Annotated in this window: 16 protein-coding genes; 8 read left to right on the forward strand and 8 right to left on the reverse strand. The window is 28.4% G+C overall.

All coding sequences use genetic code 11. The annotated features are described in order from the left end of the window. Positions 1–19: 19 nt before the first annotated feature. Both GOY08_RS12085 and GOY08_RS12090 read right to left on the reverse strand, forming a co-directional pair. Positions 20–670, reverse strand: coding sequence for a methionine ABC transporter permease (locus GOY08_RS12085; protein WP_158999178.1), 651 nt, complete (start codon positions 668–670; stop codon positions 20–22). After that, positions 639–1,694, reverse strand: coding sequence for a methionine ABC transporter ATP-binding protein (locus GOY08_RS12090; RefSeq protein ID WP_158999179.1), 1,056 nt, complete (start codon positions 1,692–1,694; stop codon positions 639–641). Before GOY08_RS12090 ends, GOY08_RS12085 begins: the two co-directional genes overlap by 32 nt. Positions 1,695–2,024: 330 nt before the next feature. On the opposite strand from GOY08_RS12090, the gene GOY08_RS12095 reads away from it, so the two are divergent. Then, positions 2,025–3,263: an aspartate kinase gene (locus tag GOY08_RS12095; protein WP_158999180.1), complete on the forward strand. Its 1,239-nt coding sequence runs from the start codon at positions 2,025–2,027 to the stop codon at positions 3,261–3,263. Between the two features lie 120 nt (positions 3,264–3,383). On the opposite strand, the gene GOY08_RS12100 is transcribed toward GOY08_RS12095, so the two are convergent. Next, positions 3,384–4,112 carry a VC0807 family protein gene (locus GOY08_RS12100; protein WP_158999181.1) on the reverse strand — a complete coding sequence of 243 codons (729 nt, stop codon included), beginning with the start codon at positions 4,110–4,112 and terminating at the stop codon, positions 3,384–3,386. A gap of 140 nt (positions 4,113–4,252) precedes the next feature. Here GOY08_RS12100 and GOY08_RS12105 point away from each other — a divergent pair, with 140 nt between their 5' ends. From GOY08_RS12105 to GOY08_RS12120, 4 genes are read left to right on the forward strand one after another with little or no spacing between them, the layout of a single operon-like run. Continuing rightward, positions 4,253–4,852, forward strand: a complete 600-nt coding sequence (locus GOY08_RS12105; RefSeq protein ID WP_158999182.1) for an O-methyltransferase — start codon at positions 4,253–4,255, stop codon at positions 4,850–4,852. A gap of 9 nt (positions 4,853–4,861) precedes the next feature. Continuing rightward, positions 4,862–6,130 (forward strand): aminotransferase class V-fold PLP-dependent enzyme, encoded by a 1,269-nt coding sequence (locus tag GOY08_RS12110; RefSeq protein WP_158999183.1) that lies wholly within the window; start codon positions 4,862–4,864, stop codon positions 6,128–6,130. Next, positions 6,117–7,613, forward strand: a complete 1,497-nt coding sequence (locus GOY08_RS12115; protein WP_158999184.1) for an FAD/NAD(P)-binding protein — start codon at positions 6,117–6,119, stop codon at positions 7,611–7,613. Before GOY08_RS12110 ends, GOY08_RS12115 begins: the two co-directional genes overlap by 14 nt. Beyond that, positions 7,600–8,865 carry an ATP-grasp domain-containing protein gene (locus GOY08_RS12120; RefSeq protein WP_158999185.1) on the forward strand — a complete coding sequence of 422 codons (1,266 nt, stop codon included), beginning with the start codon at positions 7,600–7,602 and terminating at the stop codon, positions 8,863–8,865. Before GOY08_RS12115 ends, GOY08_RS12120 begins: the two co-directional genes overlap by 14 nt. A 1-nt stretch (position 8,866) precedes the next feature. Here GOY08_RS12120 and GOY08_RS12125 read toward each other — a convergent pair whose 3' ends face one another. From GOY08_RS12125 to GOY08_RS12135, 3 genes are all read right to left on the reverse strand, one after another. Next, positions 8,867–10,486 carry an ABC transporter substrate-binding protein gene (locus tag GOY08_RS12125; RefSeq protein ID WP_158999186.1) on the reverse strand — a complete coding sequence of 540 codons (1,620 nt, stop codon included), beginning with the start codon at positions 10,484–10,486 and terminating at the stop codon, positions 8,867–8,869. A gap of 245 nt (positions 10,487–10,731) precedes the next feature. Beyond that, positions 10,732–11,931: an FAD-dependent oxidoreductase gene (locus GOY08_RS12130; protein WP_158999187.1), complete on the reverse strand. Its 1,200-nt coding sequence runs from the start codon at positions 11,929–11,931 to the stop codon at positions 10,732–10,734. A gap of 26 nt (positions 11,932–11,957) precedes the next feature. After that, complete coding sequence (locus GOY08_RS12135; protein WP_158999188.1) at positions 11,958–12,890, reverse strand: 50S ribosomal protein L11 methyltransferase; 933 nt, start codon at positions 12,888–12,890, stop codon at positions 11,958–11,960. Positions 12,891–13,043: 153 nt separating this feature from the next. Here GOY08_RS12135 and GOY08_RS12140 point away from each other — a divergent pair, with 153 nt between their 5' ends. Genes GOY08_RS12140 through GOY08_RS12150 form a run of 3 tightly spaced genes read left to right on the forward strand, consistent with a single transcriptional unit; the run spans position 13,044 to position 15,397 of the window. Then, positions 13,044–14,033, forward strand: coding sequence for a hypothetical protein (locus tag GOY08_RS12140; protein WP_158999189.1), 990 nt, complete (start codon positions 13,044–13,046; stop codon positions 14,031–14,033). Positions 14,034–14,057: 24 nt separating this feature from the next. Next, positions 14,058–14,294, forward strand: a complete 237-nt coding sequence (locus GOY08_RS12145; protein WP_158999190.1) for a hypothetical protein — start codon at positions 14,058–14,060, stop codon at positions 14,292–14,294. Positions 14,295–14,317: 23 nt separating this feature from the next. Then, positions 14,318–15,397, forward strand: coding sequence for a rhomboid family intramembrane serine protease (locus tag GOY08_RS12150; protein WP_235899678.1), 1,080 nt, complete (start codon positions 14,318–14,320; stop codon positions 15,395–15,397). A 54-nt stretch (positions 15,398–15,451) separates the two neighbouring features. Here the strand turns inward: GOY08_RS12150 and GOY08_RS12155 are convergent, their stop codons facing one another. Together GOY08_RS12155 and GOY08_RS12160 are read right to left on the reverse strand one after the other, a co-directional pair. Further along, entirely contained in the window at positions 15,452–15,781 is a 330-nt protein-coding gene (locus tag GOY08_RS12155) for an HPF/RaiA family ribosome-associated protein (RefSeq protein ID WP_158999191.1), read from the reverse strand. Between the two features lie 58 nt (positions 15,782–15,839). Next, on the reverse strand, positions 15,840–16,841 hold the full coding sequence (locus tag GOY08_RS12160) for a universal stress protein (protein WP_158999192.1): 1,002 nt from the start codon (positions 16,839–16,841) through the stop codon (positions 15,840–15,842). Positions 16,842–16,866 lie beyond the last annotated feature (25 nt).

A 16,866-nucleotide genomic window follows, 5' to 3' on the forward strand; every position in this document is an offset into this window, starting at 1 on the left:
ATTATTCCTTTCAAATGAATTAATGAGAAACTTTTTTTGTAATAAAGTCACCAGTGAATTGAATGATTAAAACAAGCGCAACTAAAGTAACTAAGGCCTGCAACATTACAGGAGTATCAAACTGATAATAACCATATTGAATAGCCATATTACCTAATCCACTTCCACCTACCGCTCCTGCCATTGCAGAATATTCAGTTAAGCTAACAAAAAGAATTGTCACAGCATTAGCTATACCGGGAACAGCTTCAGGTAATAAAACTTTAAATATAATTTGTAGAGGAGAAGATCCCATTGCTTGTGCTGCTTCTATAAGACCTTTATTTACACTAGCTAATTTACCTTCTACAATTCTAGCAAAAAAAGGAATAGCGGCAACACTTAAAGGAACCATTGCCGCTGCCGTACCAATTGATGAGCCAACAATAAATCTGGTAAAAGGAATTATAGCAACCATTAAGATAACAAATGGAACCGATCTTCCTACAGTAACAATGCTACTTAATGTTTTATGAATAATTTTGTTTTCATAAAACATACCTTTTGCAGTCACAGTCAAACCTACCGCAATTGGGAGGCCTATGATAAAAGCACAAACTCCTGCAACTAAGACCATATATATAGTAGCTAATGTAGATTCAGCTAGAGTATTTAAAGTTTCCAGAAACATAACCTAAAACCTCTGTGGATATTTTTAATTCTTTTAAATAGTCAATTCCTAATTTAATTTTATGTTGTTCTCCTGAAATTTGACAAAGCATAATTCCAAGTGGAGAATTATTAATCACATCAATATGTGCTTGTAAAATATTTACATTCAAATCAAATTTTTTAACTAAACCAGATATAATGGATTCACTTGCAGTATCACCAACAAAAGTAAATTTTAAGATTGGTGAAGAAAATTTATCCGGAGAAAGTGAAAGATTTTCTTCAATATGCTGTGGCAAAGTAACGTGAAATGCAGATCGAACTAAAGCTTTAGTTGCATCAGCTTGGGGATTACTAAACATTTCAACCATAGAAGAGTTTTCAATAATATTTCCATTTTCTATAACTGCAACACGATGACATATACTTTTTACAACTTCCATTTCATGTGTAATTAATAAAATTGTAACACCAAATTTCTCATTTATTGCTTTTAATAATGCCAAAATAGATTTAGTTGTTTCAGGATCTAACGCAGAAGTTGCTTCATCACACAATAATACTTTAGGGTTAGATGCAAGTGCCCTAGCTATAGCAACTCTTTGTTTTTGTCCGCCACTTAATTGATGTGGATAATGATTTATTTTATCTAATAATCCCGTTACTTCTAAAAGATACTTAACTCTTGCTTCAATTTCTTTTTTATTTTTTCCTGCAAATTCCAATGGCAATGCAACATTTTTAAACACATTTGCCGAAGAAAGTAAATTGAAATGCTGAAATATCATACCAATATTTCGTCTTTGCTCTCTCAATTCTGATTCTTTTAATGAAGTTAAATTAACATTATCTAGAATAACTTCACCTCCTGTTGGCTTTTCAAGTAAGTTAACTGTGCGCAGTAATGTACTTTTACCTGCTCCACTTTTACCAATAATTCCAAATATTTCACCTTTTGCGACTTCTAAATCAATTCCTTTTAATGCATAGGAAATTCCATTTTTTGTGTTAAAAGATTTTTTAATTCCTATTAATTTTATCATACATAAAGCCTAAAATATAAATCTGATTTTAATTAAATTCTGAAAATATTACGAATTAATGACAACAACAACAATTGTGTAAAAAAAACATTCGTAGCATTTTAGATTGATGAGGGTATTTTATAAGAAGGAAAATGTTAAGAAATTTCATTTATTTATCTCGCTTTAGCTGAAAAAAAAAGTAATGCCCGCAAGCTGTATATCAAATCGGCATCTGTCCATTTAAAACATAGAAAAGATTTCTAGTCAATGAGAAATTGGAAGGTAAAAATACTGACAATTAATCTAAGTTGTGATAGTAAATTTATACCCATTAATTAGGAGTTAATTGTGCAAGAAAACACAGCAATACCAATTATTAGTCAAAGTAAAAATCAAACCGTAGGTCCTGTTTTTAAATTTGGCGGGACAAGTATGGGCTCTATTGAAAGAATTGAGCATGTTGCTGATCTTTGTTTAAAATTAAAACCTTCCGCAATTGTTGTTTCTGCAATGTCAGGAGAGACCAATCGCCTTATATCTTTAGCAAATAAAATCTTAGAAAGAATTGATGTCCCAGAATATGACATGCTAGTTGCCAGCGGAGAACAAGTTTCCGTTTCCTTATTGAGTTTGGCTTTACGCAAAAGAGGGATAGCCCCTATGCCAATGTTGGCTCCAACTGCTGGAATCCTAACTGATGCACAGTTTTCAAGAGCTAATATTTTACAAGTCAAAGGCGAAGCTATCAAAGAAGCCTTAGATAAAGGTCTATTGCCTGTGATTGCTGGCTTCCAAGGGGTGACTGAGGACGGACAATTAACTTCATTAGGAAGGGGAGGTTCTGATACCTCAGCTGTCGCAATTGCAGCCGGAATAGGCGCAAAAGAATGTATCATTTATACTGATGTTGACGGCGTGTTTACCACAGATCCTAGAATTTGCTCTGCGGCTAGAATAATTAGAAAAATTAATTATGAAGAGATGCTGGAAATGGCAAGCCAAGGTAGCAAAGTTTTACATATCAGAAGTGTACAACTTGCTGCAAAATGGGGTATTCGCTTAGTAGTTAAAAATACTTTTTCAAATGATGAAGGAACCGAAATGAGCACAATTGATGAACCAATTGAAGGAGAAATCGTATCAGGAATAGCTGCTTCACAAAATGAAGCCTGGATACAAGCAACTTGTGCAAACACTCCACAATTTAATCTATCTAATGTTTTTGATCTTCTTGCAAAAAAAGGGATTAATGTAGATATTATTAATCAAGGGGAACATAGTAGCAGTTTAAAAATTAGTTTTACAATTACCCAAACCGATTCAAATTTAGCAATGGAAACATTAAAAAAAGAATTTCCAAATATTTCTCTTACACTAAGAGAAGACGTTGCTAAAATTTCAATTGTGGGAGTAGGAATGAGAACTCACGCTGGAGTGGCAGCCAGAATGTTTAAAACTTTAGCAAATAATGGAATAGAAATATTACTAGTCACAACTTCAGAAATAAAAGTAGGTTGTTTAATTTTACGCGATAAAGTTTCATTAGCTGTTAATGCATTACATGAAGAGTTTATCCCAAAAACTTAATAATAAACTATTCTAAATAAACTAAAGTATTTAGAATTGCGAAAACTTAATAATTTGCTACTTTAGGGAAAAGAAAGAACTTAAGTTAAAATAAATTTTAAGATTTATTTTTAAAGAACATTATTCAGCCCGTAGTATTTCACCAGCTTTTAATCCTGTTAGTTTTTTCAAGCGGTAAACAAACCACCAAATTCCAAGCATAGATATAACCATTTTTGGAATGGCAACTACAAAATGCCCTTTCCAAGTCATCTCTGCGAGCTCTTTATTAAAAGCCTCTGTTTGAGCCGGGCTTACTATTATATTTATTGCTAAAATATAATTTAGAACCCCCCCTAAAAAAAATGCTCCCCCAAAAACCATGGTAATTTGCCAAATTAAAGCTTTAAAAGCCTTTTGCGCGTTATTTGCAGCGAGTTTTTCTTCTAACAATTCTGTTTTGAAAACATTCTCATTATAAATTAAGTAGTTAACAAATGGCTTGCCAATCCATGCAGAAGCAATTGTAAAAATACCTAAAAAAGTTGGAATAGCAGCTTCCTGAATAGCAAACCAAAATCCATCTAATTTGTAAAAAGCAAATAAACCTTTTATTAATATACTAACTATTCCCAAGACAGCGATAGGACTTGCTTGTTTTCGTTTCATAAAATCATACACACCATATCCTAGCGGAAATATTAGTGCAATGATTAGAGTTTTTAAAGGATCAAAAGTTGTATTTAGTTTATTAAGAATAAAAACTGGGATAACAACATAAAAAATAATTGAGACAAATAAATTTTCTTTTACTTTTTGTTGGACTACTGGCTGATTATCTAAATTTTCAATTTTTTGTTTATTTTCCATAAAAACTTTCTTTAACAGAAGGATAAGCCTCAAAAAGGTGTAGTTTAGCATAAAATCAAAAAAAGTAAATTTTTTAATAAAGTTCACTAAATAATAAAACGATATCTTAAATCACAAGATTTTTTTTAATGAGGGTTGTTATGAAAGAATTTGATTTAGAAGTATTTAATAACACCAATCAGACACAAGTATTCACCTTTATTAACAATAAAACAAAAGAATTGGGTTTTGATATGGCTTCACGACCCGAAACTGGTGCCTTATTAAGAGTTTTAGCTGCCTCAAAACCTAGCAGTAATATTCTAGAAATTGGGACAGGAACAGGTTACGGAACAGCATGGCTTCTAGAAGGTATGGATGAAAACTCCAAATTGATAAGTATAGAAGCTAATATAAATGTCCAAAATGTTGCAAAAGAAATTTTAAAAAATGACAAGCGATTACAATTATTAAATGAAAATGGAACTGATTATCTAAAAAAACAAAAACCGCATACTTTTGATATTATTTTTGCAGACGCTTTTCCTGGTAAATATGAACTACTTAATGAAACATTAAATCTTTTGAAACCAGGTGGAATTTATATTGTTGACGACATGTTACCTCAACCTGATTGGCCTGAAGATCATTTTCCTTTAGCAAAATCTGTTATTGAAAGCTTAAAAAACTTAACTAACGTAACTTCTGTAGGATTACATTGGTCTAGCGGATTGATATTAATGGTGCCAAAATTTAAATAAAGGTAATTTATGAAAGAAGCCTATAACTTACTTCCTAAAATCAATGAAAAATTTTGGAAAAAATTTAGGGAAGACTTTATTCTCGATAGAAATTTTATACACCTTTCTTTAGCAATTCAAGTTTCACATAGCATAAAATTAAATAAAGAAATTGATAAATATCGTTCAATGATTGATAAAAACCCTGATTTAATGCGAAAAGAAAGACACATACACACTGGAGAAACCATAGCTGCTGCCGCTAAATACTTAAAGACAAGTAAAGATTTAATAGCTTTAACAGAAAGTTCAACTATGGCAATGGCTATAGCATTAAATGGATTTATTTTTAAAAAAGATGATGAAATTATTACTACGGATAGTGAACATTATTCTTTAGAAAAACTTTGTGAATATAATGCAAAAAGACAAAACTTAAAAATAAAAAAATTTGAATTAAGTTCTCTAATAAAAGGAATAACAAAAGAACAAATTATTGATGGAATTTTAAAAAATATTACTGAAAAAACAAAACTGATTGCTATTTCATGGGTTAATTCAAAATACGGATTAAAAATGCCAATTAAAGAGATAGCAAAAAAATTAAAAAAAATTAATTTTTCACGAAATGAAATGGATAAAATTCTTCTTTGCGTCGATGGTGTACACGGATTTGGTGTAGAAGCGTTTGATTCAATTCATGATTTAGATGTTGATTTTTTTGCTGCTGGTTGCCATAAATGGCTTTTTGGCCCAAGAGGTACAGCCATCCTGTGGGCGAGTGAAAGAGGTTGGAAAAGAATAGAACCTACTATACCATCATTTGAAAAAATTGCGTGGGATGTTTTTTTATCTTGGGAAAAAAAGAAGTTTAAAGAAGAAGAATTGCTTAAATCAAAATTCTGTACTCCTGGTGGTTTTAAAAATTTTGAATATATCTGGGCTTTAAAACATGCATTTGAAATGCACGAGAAAATAGGTAAGATTAATATCTATAACAAAATAAAATATTTAACTGATATTTGTAAAAAAGAATTAAAAAAAATAAAAAATTTAGAACTTATAACACCAATAAATAGTGAATTATCATCTGGTTTTATTTGCTTTAATTTTATAGGAATTGATCCCTCATCAATAGTAAAAAAAATGTATGATTACAATGTTATTATTGGACAATCTCCTTATAAAGATACATGTTTAAGAATAACACCTAGTATTTATAACACTGAAGAAGAAATTATAGCAGCATGTGCGCTTCTTAAAAAGATCATTCAAGAGATAAGAAATGAAAAGAGATAACTATTTTGATATTGCAATAATTGGTGGAGGAGCGCAAGCTACTGCTTTTCTTTCTGGAATATATTTAAATAGCGTAAATAAAAATATAGATAAAAAAATTAGAATTATTGTTATAGATAAATCTGAAAATTTTGGATGTGGAAATGTCTATAATCAAGACTACTCTTGGATATTAATGAATACTCCTAGTACAGATTTATCTATAATATTAAATGATAAGTATGACTTTAAAAATTGGTTAGAAACTCATTGCGAAAAACTAGAACTTTCTAAAGAAAATAAAGAATATGCACCTAGAAAAGTTTTTGGATTTTATTTAAAAGAAAGATTTGATTATTTTATTAAAGAACTTAAAAATAAAAATATTAATATCATAAAAAAAGAAGCCCTTGCAAAAAAAATTAATTTAGAAGACATTGAAAATAAAATTATGATAACACTATCCACAGATGAACAAATAAAATGTAATTTTGTTGTTTTAGCAAAAGGACATGATGATTTAAATGACCCTTATCAGCTAAAAGGAAAAGAAAACTATATTCATAATCCTTTTCCAGCAATGCATAAGCTTAGCAATATTCCAAAAGAAAGTACTATTGGTATTATTGGTAGCAATTTAACAGCAATTGATATAGCAATAACTTTAGATAAACTCGGACATAAAAACTTTTACTTATTTTCAAGAGGAGGAAAACTTCCTGAAGTAAAAGGCCCTTATTTAAAAAGTGAAGAACCAAAATTTGCCAAATTAAAGAATTTTATTGCATATAAAAAAGAAAATTTAACTTTAAAAGATCTATTAAAATTTATCAGAAAAGATTTTATTCAAAATCAATTAGACTGGAGAAATACTCTTTTTACAAAAAATAAAGTTGAGGAGAAAGAGGCTTTTCTACATAAAATACATTTAGCTAAAAAAAGTCCTACTCCATTTAATATTATACTTGGAATAATACCTGAAATTGCCAGAACTTGGAGATTTGTAAATAAATCTGAATTTAATAAATTTATGAATCTTTATTATTATAAAATACATCAGAAACATGGAGCAATTCCATTAGTAAATGCAGAAATAATTGCAGATTTATTATTAAAAAATAAGATTTATTTAAAGAATAATATTCAACTAATTGAGAAAAAAGATCAGCACTTTCTAATTCATTCAAATAATGAAATTTTAAAATGTGATTTTATTATTAATGCTACTGGACCCTTAAGAAAAGTATGTCATCAAAAGCAAGAATTGTTGCATATACTATGTGCACAGAACTTTATAAATGAAATTGACATAGGAGGAATTATAACAAACCCAAAAAATGGTAAAATACTAAGTATAAATGAACTATGTCAACAAAAAATAGTGGCAATAGGTCACAATGCTGAAGGGACTCATCCTTTCATAAATAATTTTGCATGGATTATGGAAACAACTAATGAGGTTAGTTTATCGCTTTTAAATGAGGTATTACATGGAAAAGTATAATTCCCAATCCCAAGATATTATTTGTATTGTAGATGCTTATTCAACTGGGAAAAAATTAGCGTATGAATTTAATAAATATGGAAAAAAATGCATTCATATTAAAAGTACAAGTAGAGAAGAGGAAGAATTAAAAAGAAATGAATTTATTGAAGAACTCACTTATACAGGAAATTTATTTTCTTTAAAAGATGAATTAAAAAAATTTAATCCTGAATTCATTATTGCAGGTTCTGAAATGGGTGTTGAACTGGCTGACAAATTAAGTGAAATATTTAATATTCAAAAATGTAATAATCCGCTTTCAACTACTTTGCGCCGAAATAAATACTTTATGCATGAAAAATTAAAAGAATGGAACTTAAAGGCAATTAAACAATTTAAATCAAAAAATGTTTTAGAAATAATGAATTGGGCTGAAATTAATAAAAAATGGCCTGTAGTTGTTAAACCACTCAATAGCGCCGCTAGTGATGGAGTTACCATTTGTGCAAATACAAATGAAATTGAACAAGCTTTTAGTAGAATTATGTACCAAGAAAATAAGCTAGGCATTAAAAATGAAGAAGTGCTAATTCAAGAGTATATTGAGGGTACACAGTATTTTGTAAATACTGTTAGTTGGAACGGAAAGCATTATATTTCAGATATATGGAAACAAAATAGAAGAAGATTAAAAGATAGAGCTTTTTTATTTGAATCTATGTCATTATGCGATAGTGACGGAAAAATAGAAATAGAATTAATAGAGTATACAAAAAAAGTTCTAGATGCTTTGGAACTTTCGCATGGAGCTGCACATAATGAAATTATGTTTACAAAAGATGGCCCTATTTTAATTGAATTAAACGCAAGATTAATGGGAGCTTCAATTGAAGATGAGGCATTTAAACAAGCACTAGATAAAACACAATCTGAACTTCTTGCATTAGTTTATTCTAATCATGATTTATTCATGCAAGAATTTGCTGATAAAAAGTATTCTAAAAAACAGCACTTAAATGAAGTTTCTTTTATATACGAGAAAAATGGTATACTACTAGATTTCCCAAAAAAGTATAGTATTGAAAGAATGTTTTCGTTTTTTTGTTTCTCAGGATTAAATCAAATAGGCAATGCAGTAAAAAAGACTGAAGACACTCTAGGCCATCCAGGCTATGTTTATTTAGTTCATCATGATGAAGAAATCATTTCAAAAGATACTGAACAAATACTAAAATGGCAAAGAAATAATGAGTTATTTATCATTGAATAATCTATCTTAATTTTAATTTCCAGACATAAAATAAAACACCATTATGTTGTTCGCCTAAGGATGAAAGACGTTCAGAATTATAAGCAAAAGACATTTTTTGATTCAAGACAACAACAAAAATATTGTTATTATAAAAATATTCAGACATTTTTTTTGCATAATAAGAAGTATCATTTATATTTTTTATAGAAAGTTCATACAAAGAATCAAAGGAGCTATCTTTTGGCCCTTCATTTGCGTAATATGCAGTTGTTTTAAAAAATGAGAAATTTTTATTTGGATCATTTGAAGAAAAACCAAATCCGGTCCACCAAAGAACATTGCTATCATTGTCAGAAAATTTCGGATAGTTAAGATCTGTATCATAAAATTTTACTTGAATTCCAACATCTGCAAGTTGCTTTTTTATTTCTTGAATATAAGGAAGCGAATTAATATTTTTAATATTTGCCCAATATGTATGGACATGAAATACTTTATTTTTCCACAATGAATGAGGTATCGAATTTAAGAGCTGCTTAGCTCTCTCGATATTTTGCTTTTGCAAGGGCTTTTGAATTCTATATTCCTTTAATACGCTAAAAGCTGGTATCATTTGATCTTCTGGAATAATTTCTTTATATAACGATGTATCTGCTATCTTTTCTCTATCTAAAGCAAGTGAAATTGCTTCTCTAAATTTCTTATTTTTTCCTAATTCCGTTCTAAAATTAAACAGAAAACCTCCATTAGAATAAATATTAGGAAAAATAATCTTTCTATCTGTGCCTGATTTTCCTCTTCCACTATCACCTAGCAAAATTTTTATATCGCCCTCATCTTTGCTACTAAATATAAATCTTATGTATTTTGGTATATTTTCTTTGCGATTAAATTTTTTTAAGATAAATTCGTACTTTTCCCAGTTAACATACTCTACTTTATATTTTCCAAAACCTATAGGGTATTTTTTCCAGTTAGTGTAAGATTTATCCAGTTCTTCTATAGGTACAATAGGTATTCTTCCAATAGATATTTTATTTAAAAAAAATTTGTTCCGCCACTTTAGCTTAAAAATGATGTTATAATTATCTACTACTTCTATTCCTTTTACTAAGCCGGTTGGATAATTTATTGAATTTACCTCTGTAAAAGGAAGATTATTTGTATTTTTTAATTCTTCTATACCAACTATATCATTTAAGAGTGATGTCACTACATAGTTTTTTTTCCTCTGTAATAATGCTCTCAAAATTGAAAATTCAACATCATATGCAGTAACTTCTCTTTTATTATGAAAATAGACATTCTTTTTTAAAAATGCTTGGCAAATATTATCTTCACAGTAATAGCGCTCTATCAACGAGTTTTGCTTCAATTCATCAGTAGTTATTGCATCGTCTCTTGATATTAAGCATCCATTAACTGAAGCTGTAAAAGTTTCAATTACATGTGATACAGCCTTTGATGTATCCCAAGGAATTTGTGGTATCTCTGAAAGATTAATCGTTATTGTTTCTTCAGCAGGAAATGAAACCTGGTTTGAAAATAATTGTTTTGCCTTATTAAATATAAAAAAAACAAAAAATGGGATCAAAATTGCTAATGCAAATCTTTTTAAATCAATATTTTTAAACTTCATTGCAATATTTTCCATATTCAAAATTCTTAACAAGTCATTCAAATATTAAATAATAAAAAAAAAGAACATTGTCTACGTACTAAATGATATTTTTATCTTAAAAACTACTCTTCTTTTTAAGAAGCTTAAAGCAAGATATTTAAATTATTTCAGAATCATTTTAATATTATTATTATTTTTATAAAAAGTCAATTAATTTTTATCTAAACATGAATTCTCACAAAATTAAAAGAAAGCATTATTTATTAAGATTTAATAAACCGAGTAAAAAATCTTCTTGGATGGAGTCTACTATGTAAAAAATAACTTTTCTCATTCATAATTAACTCATGAGTTATATAAGCTGCCCAAACACCTGCTGAAAAACCAGTGGCAAGCCATCCTGTGTTTCCAAGAATTTTTCCTAATTTACCAAATTCACCTAATAATGGTAATTCATCACATGGATAACAATCAACCAAAATATTTTTTTTAATTAAATACATATTTAATTCATCTATATTATTTAAGAAAGGAAATTCAAAATGGGTTTTCAAAAAAGGAAGAATTACTTTCGAATGATAATTTATAATTTTTTCCCAATTTTCTGGAGTTATTTTACTTTCATCTAAATAAATACCAGCTCCAGCTGATGGAAGTAAAAATCTCGGACCTGTAAACTTCATAAATATGTTCTGATCTCTTTGAAAAATAGTACCTGCAAAATGTCCGTTTGCAGCACGAAATGAAATTGGATTAGAAAATATAATATTCTTAAAGTAAAAAGAATATTCCAACAAACAGTCACTCATTGGAACTAAAATTTCTTTGTATTTATTAAGAATTTCAGAAATTTTTAATGCATTTGCTAAAATAATAACTTCAGCATTTAATTTCATTTTATTTTCTAATATAATTGAACATCCATCATTTTTTTCAGAAATATCTTTGACACGGCTTTTGATAAACTTAACTTTATTCCCCTGAAGATAATCAAGCATTGTTTTTTTAAATTTTTCCGCATTCAAACATTGTAAACTATTAAAAAGCTCTTTAAAAACTTTAGGATCATCGGTAGAACTCAAATTAAATCCTAATTTACTAGCTTCTTCTAATTCTTGATATTCAAAATCTTGCATCCCAATTCTATAGCAAGGAAGCTGTTGCCAATTTTGTTTTTCATCAAGAATATTTAAAATATTTTGAAAAAATATATTTGCACCATTTGCACAAAATTCCTGTAAATATTTTGCCACATCATTTCCATGTGCCACATTTGCGCGAGTTGGTGGATCATTTAAAGAAGGCCAGCAAATTTGTAATGAATGAATAAATGTATCTAAAGGTTCAGTATTTTCAGGATGTATAATTGCAATTTTAAAATTCTGTTGACTTAAAAATAAAGCAGAAAAACAAGCATAAGGACCAGCACCTACAATGACTATGTCATAGGATTCAGTTTCCATTTTCTACTCAATGTTGTTATGGAGACTTAATATTTCTTTTGGTACACCAAAGAACACCAATCTCCAAGGATATATTCATTTAAAAAATTAGTCTGAAATTGTTGCATAAAATTTTTAAAATCATGCATTTCAGAAACTAAAATTCCAGATAGAATAATTATAGCATCACTGCCCGCATGATCACAAATAGGCTGCATAATTGTTTGCAATGGTTTACTTTCAATATTTGCTATCACCATTTGAAAATCACTTTTCTCGATTTTTATTAAGTGATCAATTATAAAATCTATATCAGTTACATTGTTTACTTTTGCATTTTCAGTTGCAATTTTTAAGCAGTCTGGATCTAAATCTGTACCTAAAACATATTCAGCTCCAAGCATTTTTGCGGCAATAGCTAATATTCCACTACCCGTACCTACATCAAGAACGTATTTAGGTATTGAAAAATTCAACATAGCTTTCAAGCATAGTTTAGTGGTTTCATGCTGCCCTGTACCAAATGCCATTCCAGGATTAATGACTATTTTATGTTGTTGAGTAAATTGTTCTATTTTTTCCCATGGAGGTAATATTGCAATTTTATCTTCTAAAAGGATAGGTTTAAATGAAGCTTTCCAGCTTTCACGCCAGTTTTGATCAGAAATGGGTTTAATTTGAAATGTATTTGAATCGAATGGAAACTGAATCGACTTAAATACATACTCCAAAGAGTTTTGGATAGATTGTAAGTACTCAAAATCTTCACTATAAATCAAAGCAGGAGTTTTTTCTGCAAGATCCGTGTAAAAATCAGGTTTAGGCATGTCTGGATTATATTCAGCTGGTATATCACAATCTATTGAACCGATGACAAAATCATCTATTCCTAACTGCTCCAATACTGAGGCAAGCATATCCTTGTTTTCTTCATCAATATAAATTGCTAATTCATAACATACAGGATTAGAATTATTCATTAAATTCCTTCCTTTCATAGTTTTCTTTGTTTTAAATCTTAAAACATTTACCAACTATGTCCGGATTTCTTTTTATAGTATAGAATCATAAGTTGGCAGTTTAAGAGCCTGTTGCAACAAACCAGCCATACCTTTTTTTATTGGAGAAAAAAAGTGTTTTCCCTTTTGCCCCCACTAAATAATCCTACTCAAAAAAAGAAGCAGGTGCTTAGAATAGTAATTGGTGGAGGAGCTTTAGGACTTTTTATGGCATATAGGATTCAGCAAGAATTTCCTGAGTCAGCTCTATATATTGCTTCAAAAACCATTCCTAATAAGCCTATTTTTATAGAAGATTTAAATAATCATTGTAATCACTTTCTTTTTAAAAGCTTTATTAATATTTTTGATTTAAAAAATTTAAAAAATAGCAACAACTATGAAACAATAATTTTTTATATTTGCTTACCTCCTGAAGAAATAGATAAATCTAGAGAATATATAATCGAATTAGGAAATAAGTTTTGTTCTTTAAATGGAAGAAAAATTGTAGTATTTTTAAATAATGGCCTTACTAATTACCAATACTTTGCAGAATACGAAAATAAATTTAATTCATTTTTTATAAGAAGTATAGTTATTTCAGGATTTGTAAGAATAATAAATAAAAATAATATTTTGGTCAAAAACACTTCAGGAAAAAATATCTATTACGGTTACTACAATTCAAGGAAAAAAGTAAGTGTTAAAATTTTTCCCAAAAAATATTTTATATTCAAGTATAAAAAAAATATCTTTAATGTAGAGAAAGCAAAATTTATTACTAATTTTATTTTAGGTTTTTTCATAAAAAACAAACTTCTTAAAAATAAAGAAATTTATAACCTTATATCTCCCATATTACTTGACGATATTTTTGTCAATTATAGTTATCTATTTCTTAAAAATGAAATAAAACCTAAATTTATAAAAATTTATTTTGAACAAACTATAAAATTTACGGGAGAAAATATAAATAGCATTTCATATGCTTGGTATCATGGCAATACAAAACCAATTGAATATTTTCTTGCAAAATTGCAGGAATTATCTTATTTATCGAATAGCTCTAAGGTGAAAGTTTTTTTCGAAAAATTGATATCCCTTAACAATTCATCTAACTAATTTTTAGTTTCGGAAGTAAATTGTATGACTAAACAGGAACGATTTAACTTTTTAGCAAGAAGCAATGCACCTGCAACAAAGTTTTTTATTTTTTTAAACATCAGCATATATTTTTTTACTAGCTATCAAAATACTTTTAATTTAGAAAAAATTGTTCAAGGACCTGGCTTAATTTCTCTTATATCATTTGGAGCTAAAGAAAATGGTCTTATCGCCTTAGGCGAAATCCAGCGTTTTTTTTTCCAATTTTTCTTCATGTAAATTTAATTCACCTTGTAGTGAATATGTTTGGTTTGTGGTCTGTTGGCAGAATTTTTGAATATATAGCAGGTTCTAAAAATTTAATTATTTTATATTTTGTAGCTGGTATTACAGGAAATATTTGTAGTTTTGCTTTTATACCAAGTACATCTGCTGGAGCATCGAGCAGTATATTTGGCATTTTGTTTTGTCTTTATGTTATCCAAAAGTACGAAGAAAAAATTTCAGCTCAATTAAAACATCAAAGAACTGGAATGCAACTTGGGAACATTATTCTTGTTAATATAATATTGAATATTGGATTTGGAATATTTTCAACTATATTTGATTGGGCAGCTCATTTAGGCGGCTCAATAGCTGGAGTATTATTTGGTTTTGCCTTAACTACTAAGCACAATTGGAATTTGAAAATTATATTGTCTGAAAAAAGTAACTCTTTAATAAAAAAGAAATTTATTGATAACTATTATATTTATTTTATAGCAATTATACTAGTAAACTTTTTATTTCTACTTTCTTTTTTTAATATAAAAAATTATCAATTAATTTATGGAGAAGCGTTAAAAAATACTGCTAAAAATAATACTAATTATCTCAAATACAATGATTTAAAGCAATATGAATTTATATTAGCAATTCAGAACAAAGAAACAAATCCAGAAAATATGCTTCTTGATGCGTTTTTACTTCATAGTAATAGTATCTTTTTTTCTGCTATTAAAATTTATGAAGTTTTAATCTTAATGATTGAAAATAATTTTTACTCTCCAATGTTTAGCAATGCAGATAATAAAAAAATTATTACAAATGCATTGAGTTTGGCTAAAGAAAAAAAACCTCTGCCAAAAGAATTAACTGACAAAATTAGGAATACATCTAAAATTTCTACAGATATTTGTGCAAAACCCGCTGCACTTTTTATGACCTTAGGTTACTTTGACATATCGGGTTCTTTATATGAGTGCGCATATGGATTAGATTTCACTGAAGATAATTTTGCAATAAAATCTTTAGAGTCTTTTTATTTAGCTAGCAATACAAAAAAAATGAACGAAGTACTTTCTTTGATAGTTCATTTAGAGGAAAAAGCAAAGCAGAAGTAAATTTTTACTTCTGCTTTGCTTTTAAACTTCATAATCTGAATTTGTTAAGTTATTTTATTCCTCAGCATAAATGTTTTGAGAAAATTTAGTTGCTTTATGGTTTTGCTTTTTTTCATGACTCTTCTTCATTTGTTCTAATGCTTTTTTTGCACATTGATGAATACTATTGTACATATCAGATGATTTTACTGTTACATTACCATTAAAACTACCATCTGACCAAATTAAATGGGAAATTTGCTCTTCTCTTTGGATTGATAAGGTCCATTTAGTTGTAATATTATTTAAAGCAATAGGATACAATTTATCTTTTGTTTCTGCTTCACAAGCATCTTTTAATGCATTAGTTAATTCAAAACCATCCGCTGCAACTTGAATTGGCATAAGTACTCCTTTATTCAACGAAGTCTAGCTGGAGACTAACATAAATTGTATTTTAATGCTACTGTTTTTCAATAAAATGGGTGGGTATTTTTTGAGCAATTAATAATGGAATTTGACAAGCTTCCTCAATTGCTGCTGTCTTACTCCCTAAAAAAAATCTTTTCAAAGCACTACCAGCACTTGCCCCTATGACAAGCAGATTTCGATCAGAATTTTTACTAATGTAATTCAATATTTCATCTCCAACCCGACCAAAATCCATATAAGTTACAATATTACTATTTTTAATTTCTTGCTTAACTCTTTCATAGACAGTATTTAACTGAATTTGTTTTTGCTTTTTTATTTCTTCAATAGTTTCTTTTTGTACTTGTGAAGGGACATAATCTATTGGAAAAATATGTGATACATTTAAATCAAAATGCAAATTTAATGTATCAATAATATGTAAAATTGTTAAATCTGTTTTAAGTTTTCCAGTTATTTCAGTAGCATATTTTTCTGCTAATAAACTATCTTCAGTTAATGAACTTGCAAAAGTAATTATTTTAGGCATCCAATTAATCCAATCTTCACTCTCAGGAACAAGCAAAGTTGAAATATGGCATTCGTCACAAATTTCTATTGCAGGTGAACCAAATAAAATTCTTTCCCAAAAATTATATTGCTGCTTGACAACAATCACTAAGTCATAATTATAATGTTTCTCTTCAACAGCATCGATTGTCGCTGTTACTTCATTATCTAGCTTAATTTCAAAAAGAATATTTTCAGGAAGACTTAAATTAAATATTTTACTTAAGTTTTTAAAATGATCGATAGTTTCAAGCTTTTTTTGTTCTATAAATCTTATATAATCTTCAGTATGTGGATACTCAGGCTGTGGTTGAATTACATTCTCATCAAAATAATTATTTGGAACATGAGCATAATACTCTCCACAACTAAGAATAGTTAATTCAGCTTGAAATACATTAGCAAATCTTAATGCAATAACTTCTGCATTTTTTGATTCATCAGATAGATCAGTGACACATAATATTTTTTTTATCAATTGCATGAAATAATCCCCTTTGTAATTTCAG

The sequence above is a fragment of the Pigmentibacter ruber genome (assembly GCF_009792895.1).
Lineage (GTDB): Bacteria > Bdellovibrionota_B > Oligoflexia > Silvanigrellales > Silvanigrellaceae > Silvanigrella > Silvanigrella rubra.

Excerpts from the sequence above, each read along its gene's own strand:
- GOY08_RS12110 (WP_158999183.1), top strand. The coding sequence starts at position 4,862 with ATGAAAGAAGCCTATAACTTACTTCCTAAAATCAATGAAAAATTTTGG.
- GOY08_RS12085 (WP_158999178.1), bottom strand. The coding sequence starts at position 670 with ATGTTTCTGGAAACTTTAAATACTCTAGCTGAATCTACATTAGCTACT.
- GOY08_RS12105 (WP_158999182.1), top strand. The coding sequence starts at position 4,253 with ATGAAAGAATTTGATTTAGAAGTATTTAATAACACCAATCAGACACAA.
- GOY08_RS12155 (WP_158999191.1), bottom strand. The coding sequence starts at position 15,781 with ATGCCAATTCAAGTTGCAGCGGATGGTTTTGAATTAACTAATGCATTA.
- GOY08_RS12090 (WP_158999179.1), bottom strand. The coding sequence starts at position 1,694 with ATGATAAAATTAATAGGAATTAAAAAATCTTTTAACACAAAAAATGGA.
- GOY08_RS12100 (WP_158999181.1), bottom strand. The coding sequence starts at position 4,112 with ATGGAAAATAAACAAAAAATTGAAAATTTAGATAATCAGCCAGTAGTC.
- GOY08_RS12160 (WP_158999192.1), bottom strand. The coding sequence starts at position 16,841 with ATGCAATTGATAAAAAAAATATTATGTGTCACTGATCTATCTGATGAA.
- GOY08_RS12150 (WP_235899678.1), top strand. The coding sequence starts at position 14,318 with ATGTTTGGTTTGTGGTCTGTTGGCAGAATTTTTGAATATATAGCAGGT.
- GOY08_RS12125 (WP_158999186.1), bottom strand. The coding sequence starts at position 10,486 with ATGAAGTTTAAAAATATTGATTTAAAAAGATTTGCATTAGCAATTTTG.
- GOY08_RS12135 (WP_158999188.1), bottom strand. The coding sequence starts at position 12,890 with ATGAATAATTCTAATCCTGTATGTTATGAATTAGCAATTTATATTGAT.
- GOY08_RS12130 (WP_158999187.1), bottom strand. The coding sequence starts at position 11,931 with ATGGAAACTGAATCCTATGACATAGTCATTGTAGGTGCTGGTCCTTAT.
- GOY08_RS12120 (WP_158999185.1), top strand. The coding sequence starts at position 7,600 with ATGGAAAAGTATAATTCCCAATCCCAAGATATTATTTGTATTGTAGAT.
- GOY08_RS12115 (WP_158999184.1), top strand. The coding sequence starts at position 6,117 with ATGAAAAGAGATAACTATTTTGATATTGCAATAATTGGTGGAGGAGCG.
- GOY08_RS12145 (WP_158999190.1), top strand. The coding sequence starts at position 14,058 with ATGACTAAACAGGAACGATTTAACTTTTTAGCAAGAAGCAATGCACCT.